Source organism: Flavobacterium sp., from assembly GCF_036515215.1.
Taxonomy (GTDB): Bacteria; Bacteroidota; Bacteroidia; order Flavobacteriales; family Flavobacteriaceae; genus Flavobacterium.
The window spans coordinates 1-5,525 of the sequence record NZ_DATBVQ010000111.1 but is presented as its reverse complement, the minus strand read 5'-3'; the positions used below and the strand labels follow the sequence as shown (position 1 = coordinate 5,525).

The following is a 5,525-nucleotide window of genomic DNA, read 5'->3' as shown; positions in this document are numbered from 1 at the left end:
CTTGTAGGTTTCACTGCGCGAGGAAAAAATATCCGTAAAGATTTGATTGAATTCATTAAAAAGCAATCCTGATCGTTCAAAACATAAGTTCTTGATATTCTCTTCGGCTGATAGATGAGCTTGAATTTCTTCAAGGTATTTAGGAATCATATCACCTTTCGACTTTGGCGCTCCGCGCCTACGCTCAGGGCGAACGGCATAGGATCCCAAAACTAAAGAATGAAAAAGCACTAGTGGTGCATTCATGAAATAAGCTATCTTAATTTTATCTAAAGTTGTATATAATAGAAACCAATCATAACAACAATAGGTTTCTAAAATGTCAAAGATAGCCCCTAAAATCAACTTAACAGAAAAGCAAAAGACAATAATATCGACGATGGCTACGTCAAGAAGCATAGCAAAGTCGCTTATCTTGAGAGCCCAAATAATAATTCACGCAAACGAAGGCATGCAAAACAAAGAGATTAGCTCAAAGGTATCCCTAAATCGCATTAATGTCGGGCTATGGCGTAGAAAATGGTTTGAGGCCCAAAATATTCTTTTAGAAATGGAAGAAAAAGAAGAGGACAATTATAAATATAAACAAAAGATAAAAGAGATTTTTACGGATTATCCACGCCCCGGTACTCCCGCGACCTTTACAGCCGAACAAATCTGCCAAATTTTATCAGTTGCCTGCGAAAAGCCAGAAGATTCCGGTCTTCCATTGAGCCATTGGAGTCTCTCCGCCTTAAAAGCAGAACTCATCAAACGAGGGATTGTTGAAACGATTTCCATAACTCATTTGAGCAATTTTTTAAAATCAGGGGGACATTAAACCTCACAAAGTGGATGGGTGGATCCATACTCCCATTGAAGATCAAGAGGCCTTTGATGCTTCGGTCAAAAACCTGTGTGACCTTTACCAGTCTGCGCTCCGTCTCTATAAAGAAGGTGTAAACGTCATGAGTTGCGACGAAAAGACAGGAATTCAGGCACTGACGAGAGTTATAACAGCCATGAAACCTGGGAGATTTGAGCGACAAGATCATGAATATGAGCGACACGGAACCCAGTGTCTAATTGCCAACTTTGAAGTTGCAACAGGGAAAATTATTTCGCCTACGATTGGGGATACGCGAAACGAAGAAGATTTTGAACAACACATAAAGAAAACGATAGAAACAGATCCAAATGCTAAATGGATTTTTATTGTGGATAACCTTAACACACATCAATCAGAAAGTTTAGTTCGCCTCATTGCAAAACTATGTGACATTCAGGAGGACCTGGGCAAGAAAGGAAAGAAGGGAATTTTGAAATCGATGGAGAGGCGAGCGGCATTCTTATCTGACCCCTCTCATCGAATATACTTTGTGTATACGCCTAAACATGCGTCTTGGCTGAATCAAGTGGAAATTTGGTTTAGTATTTTGGTTAGGCGTCTTTTAAAAAGATTATCTGTAGGGTCAACCGATTTATTAAAACAAAAAATATTTGACTTTATTGATTACTTTAATTCAACCATGGCTAAAGCTTTCAAGTGGACATACAAGGGAAGGCCCCTGAATACTTAAGATAGCTTATTTCATGAATGCGCCACTAGGATGAGCAAAAAAAACAGATAATTTGCGTATTCCCCAAAAGCATTGTTACAGCCCGCTACAATTTTCAGAAAAAATGTAAATATTAAGTATTACAATAAAGAAGAAAATACCTTAATATCTCCCGAAATAAGAAGGGAGAAAAACAAAGTGGAATTAAAAATTGAGTGCGACGAGATTCAAACATTATCGCTAGACCATCATGGCTTGGTGGCGTCGGTGTGCAAGGATCTAGGGATAGCGGAGAAAATAGACGCTCTCATTAGTAATCAAGACAAACGGCGTGTTGTGAGTCCTGGGCAAGCAGTGGTCGCTATGATCTTGAATGGTCTGGGTTTTACCAATAGACGTCTCTATTTGACCTCCCAATTTTTTGAAACGAAGCCCGTCTCGCTTTTGCTTGATGATGATGAGCTCACAGCAGATGACTTAACGGACTATACGTTGGGTCATACCCTGGATGAAATATATGATTATGGGGCAAGTGAATTGTTTGCCAAAGTTGCCTTTGATGTAGCGATAGAGCAGAAATTACTTTGTGCTAACAATCATTTAGATACGACGAGCTTGACCGTACATGGTGAGTATGAAGAGCTACGAGAGGAAGGAATTGAAGTTATCGAAATCACCCATGGGCATTCAAAAGATCACCGACCTGATTTGAAGCAGGCTGTCTTGTCACTTGTTGTGAATGGACCGAGTGGTGCACCTATTTTTATGGAGCCCTTGAATGGCAACAACTCAGACAAAGTCAGCTTTCAGGAGACAATAAAAAAAGTAAATGCCTTTAAAAAACAAATTAATGTGGAAAGAGAGTTTAAATGGATAGCAGATTCTGCATTGTATACAAAAAGTGGTTTGTTAAAAATGAACGATTTTACTTGGCTTACGCGCGTTCCCCATACAATTAAGGAGGCCAAAACTCTTGTGATGACGGCGGACTCTGAGATTGCTTGGGAAGAACAAGATCATGGTTATAAGATAGCTCCCTTTACGTCCCCTTATGGTGGGATACAACAGCGATGGCTCCTTGTCTTTTCTCAACAAGCTTATAATCGAGAGAAAAAAACATTAGATACGAATCTGGACAAGAAGGACAAGGCCTTGAAGATGGCACTCTGGCATCTGGGGAATGAAGTCTATACATGTGAAAAAGATGGGTTAAAAGCTTTGAAAAAGCTAAAGAAAAAACATCCCCTTTATGTTGTAAAGGCTGAGATTGTTGAAATTAAAAAACATGCCAAGGCAGGCAAACCCAAGGCAGGAGAAACAAAAATTGTTGTTGGATATCAAGTTGTTGGAAGTTTTGAAAGAAATTCCGTTGAGATTGAAAATGTATTGAATAGCAAGGGACGTTTTATTTTAGCAACAAATGATCTTGATAGTGAAAATTATACTGATGAGCAGATGTTAAAAGAATATAAGGAGCAACAAAAAGTGGAGGGAGGGTTTCGTTTTTTGAAGGATCCTTGGTTTATGGTGGATTCAATTTTCTTGAAATCACCGAAACGAATCGAGGCGCTGATGATGGTGATGACGCTGTGCTTGCTGGTTTATAATATAGCTCAATATAAATTGCGAGAATTATTGAAAGAGAAGAATGAAACGCTGCCTAATCAGCTTGGAAAACAAGTTAAGAATCCGACACTAAGGTGGATTTTTCAAATTATGGAAGGGGTCAGTATTGTACGTTTTTTAAAAAATGAGGTTATCGCGAATTTAAGTGATTTAAGAAAAAAGATAATAGAACTATTTGGCAATACAGCTATGAAGATGTATGGGTTAATGGTGACATGATACGTCCAGAATTTATTAAAAAGTCAAGTAGAACTATTGAATTTTAGGAAGTTTTTCAACTTATACTGGATTATTGCGTACTAATTTTAAACATAAACCTAAACTCCCAAAGATCTGGGCATTATGCTCATAGTCTAGAATCAACACTCCACCTTTAATCTAATGTTTCAAAGGATTTATTGCGATTTTTGTTGCAATTTTTTTTGTTTTATATATAATGCCCATATAAGCATTATATAACTACAAAAAGGAGCATTCAGGTGAGCACATTGAGGTATCAGAAGCGAGGAAATAAGTATTACGTCTATGAGGTTCATCAATATTGGGACAAAATCCTCAAAAAGCCCCGTCAGAAAACAAAATATCTCGGCACAGCTGATGGTCCAGGCGGTGAATACAAAAAAATGGGTCGCCTGCAGGGGGAGCAAAAACCGGAAAAGGCCATTTTGGATTTTGGCGATAGTTTTGCGATCCATGAAACGGCAAAAAACATGGGTTTGGCGGACGTGATCAAAGACAGTTTCGGAGATTTGTCCGATAGTATCTTGCAATTGGCCTGCTACCAAATGACCGAGGGATCGGCCATGCAAAACTGTGAAGATTGGAATAGTGGCAATTTTGCAAACAAATTATTTCCTGAAGCTCATGTTAAATCTCAAGATATCAGTAGGTTAATAAAAGAGCTCGGTCGACAAGATGTTCAACAAAAATTCTTCAAGAACTACGTTGCTAAATTCTTCCCAAATGAGACTGGATTGTTAATAGATAGTACTTCTCTGCCAAGCGCTATTAATACCTCAATAAATACATTTGGTTATACATCGGAAGGCATCCAAGAGAACATTTCTTGTTTAGTTCTTGTCGATAAAGTAAAAAAATTGCCGATTTACTTTCGAGCTTTTGGTGGAGATATTGCTGATAATTCAACATTAAAAACAACAATTGAAGAAATAAAGCGGCTTGGATTAACCGCCGATTCGGCGCTTTTGGATGCGGGCTATTGCTCTAAAGAAAATCTCCAGTATATGTGCGAAAAAAGTGTGGATTTTGTGACGAGACTTCCCAAAAGTCATGCTGTTTTCTACCAATTGGTCGATGGGGCGGTCCTTACAGAATCCCTTGAGAATGCTGTAAAATATGGAGATCGTAGTGTTTTCATCGTCAGTCAAAAGACAAATATTTACGGCAATGAAATGTATGCACACATTATTTTAGATCCAAACAAAAAATCAAAAGATGTAAATAATATTCTAAAGAACTGCATAGAAAACAAACAAACGGATGTAAAAAAAGCCGCTATTAACAAAAAAATAAAATATGGTGGTTATTTTATTCTCCTTTCAAAGTCTGAGATCAAGCCAAATGAAGTATTGCCAACTTACTACAATCGCCAGTCAATCGAGCAAATTTTTGGTTTTGCTAAATCAAATAATTCATTGTTGCCTCTTAGGGTCCATAGTGAACAATCTATTAATGGTTATTTGATGTTAGTGTTTATAGCGCTCATTCTTTTCATAACCATGAGACAAAAATTACAGCCGGATATCACCATGGACAAGGCCTTGCTGCGGCTCAGGGGATTAAAAGCCAAAATCTATGAAGACGGGGCAATTATCCAGGAGCCCAACAAAAAAGTAAAGGAAATCTCCAAAGCTTTGAAAATCATAATGCCCACTACTCTGGGAGTTTAGGATCAAGAGGTGCAGGAGTTGATCGATATTGCTTCAATTTCGGAAGATTTGTCTCAAGTTTATCGACAGAATCGTTGTACATTGCAAAAACTGGGGAAACAGACTGAACGAGGATACTCGTCGAGATCAAAAGTGAGGTGTAACGCTTAAATAACATCAAAGAATCCTAACTTACTTAAAATAACTTCATTAATACATATTCATATTTCTTCTAAAAGTCAATTGTAACTTTCCGCATGAATTTTTGTGACTTTCATTTCTTTTTTACTAAAAGTTTAAAAATGAAGGTTCAAAAAGAATATCCTATTTCCATTTTAGAATCGATCTGGTATGTCCCACATTGGTGTGAACTGGTTTTCAGCGTTTTTTTTCTTGAGTTTTTTTTTTCATAAAATCCTAATTTTTTTTATCGCTCGGAATATAAGGGATAACGCCAGACTCATAGGCTGCA

Annotated in this window: 5 protein-coding genes; 4 read left to right on the top strand and 1 reads right to left on the bottom strand. The window is 37.6% G+C overall.

The annotated features are described in order from the left end of the window. Positions 1-246: hypothetical protein (locus tag VIH09_RS07710; RefSeq protein ID WP_331579555.1), on the bottom strand; the 246-nt coding region annotated here is incomplete at its 3' end. A gap of 73 nt (positions 247-319) precedes the next feature. On the opposite strand from VIH09_RS07710, the gene VIH09_RS07705 reads away from it, so the two are divergent. From VIH09_RS07705 to VIH09_RS07690, 4 genes are all read left to right on the top strand, one after another. Further along, on the top strand, positions 320-820 hold the full coding sequence (locus tag VIH09_RS07705; RefSeq protein WP_331579553.1) for a hypothetical protein: 501 nt from the start codon (positions 320-322) through the stop codon (positions 818-820). Positions 821-830: 10 nt separating this feature from the next. Beyond that, entirely contained in the window at positions 831-1,559 is a 729-nt protein-coding gene (locus tag VIH09_RS07700; RefSeq protein WP_331579551.1) for a transposase, read from the top strand. A 72-nt stretch (positions 1,560-1,631) separates the two neighbouring features. Next, positions 1,632-3,383 carry an IS1634 family transposase gene (locus VIH09_RS07695; RefSeq protein WP_331579549.1) on the top strand — a complete coding sequence of 584 codons (1,752 nt, stop codon included), beginning with the start codon at positions 1,632-1,634 and terminating at the stop codon, positions 3,381-3,383. A gap of 260 nt (positions 3,384-3,643) precedes the next feature. Then, positions 3,644-5,074 (top strand): transposase, encoded by a 1,431-nt coding sequence (locus VIH09_RS07690; protein WP_331579547.1) that lies wholly within the window; start codon positions 3,644-3,646, stop codon positions 5,072-5,074. Positions 5,075-5,525: the final 451 nt, after the last annotated feature.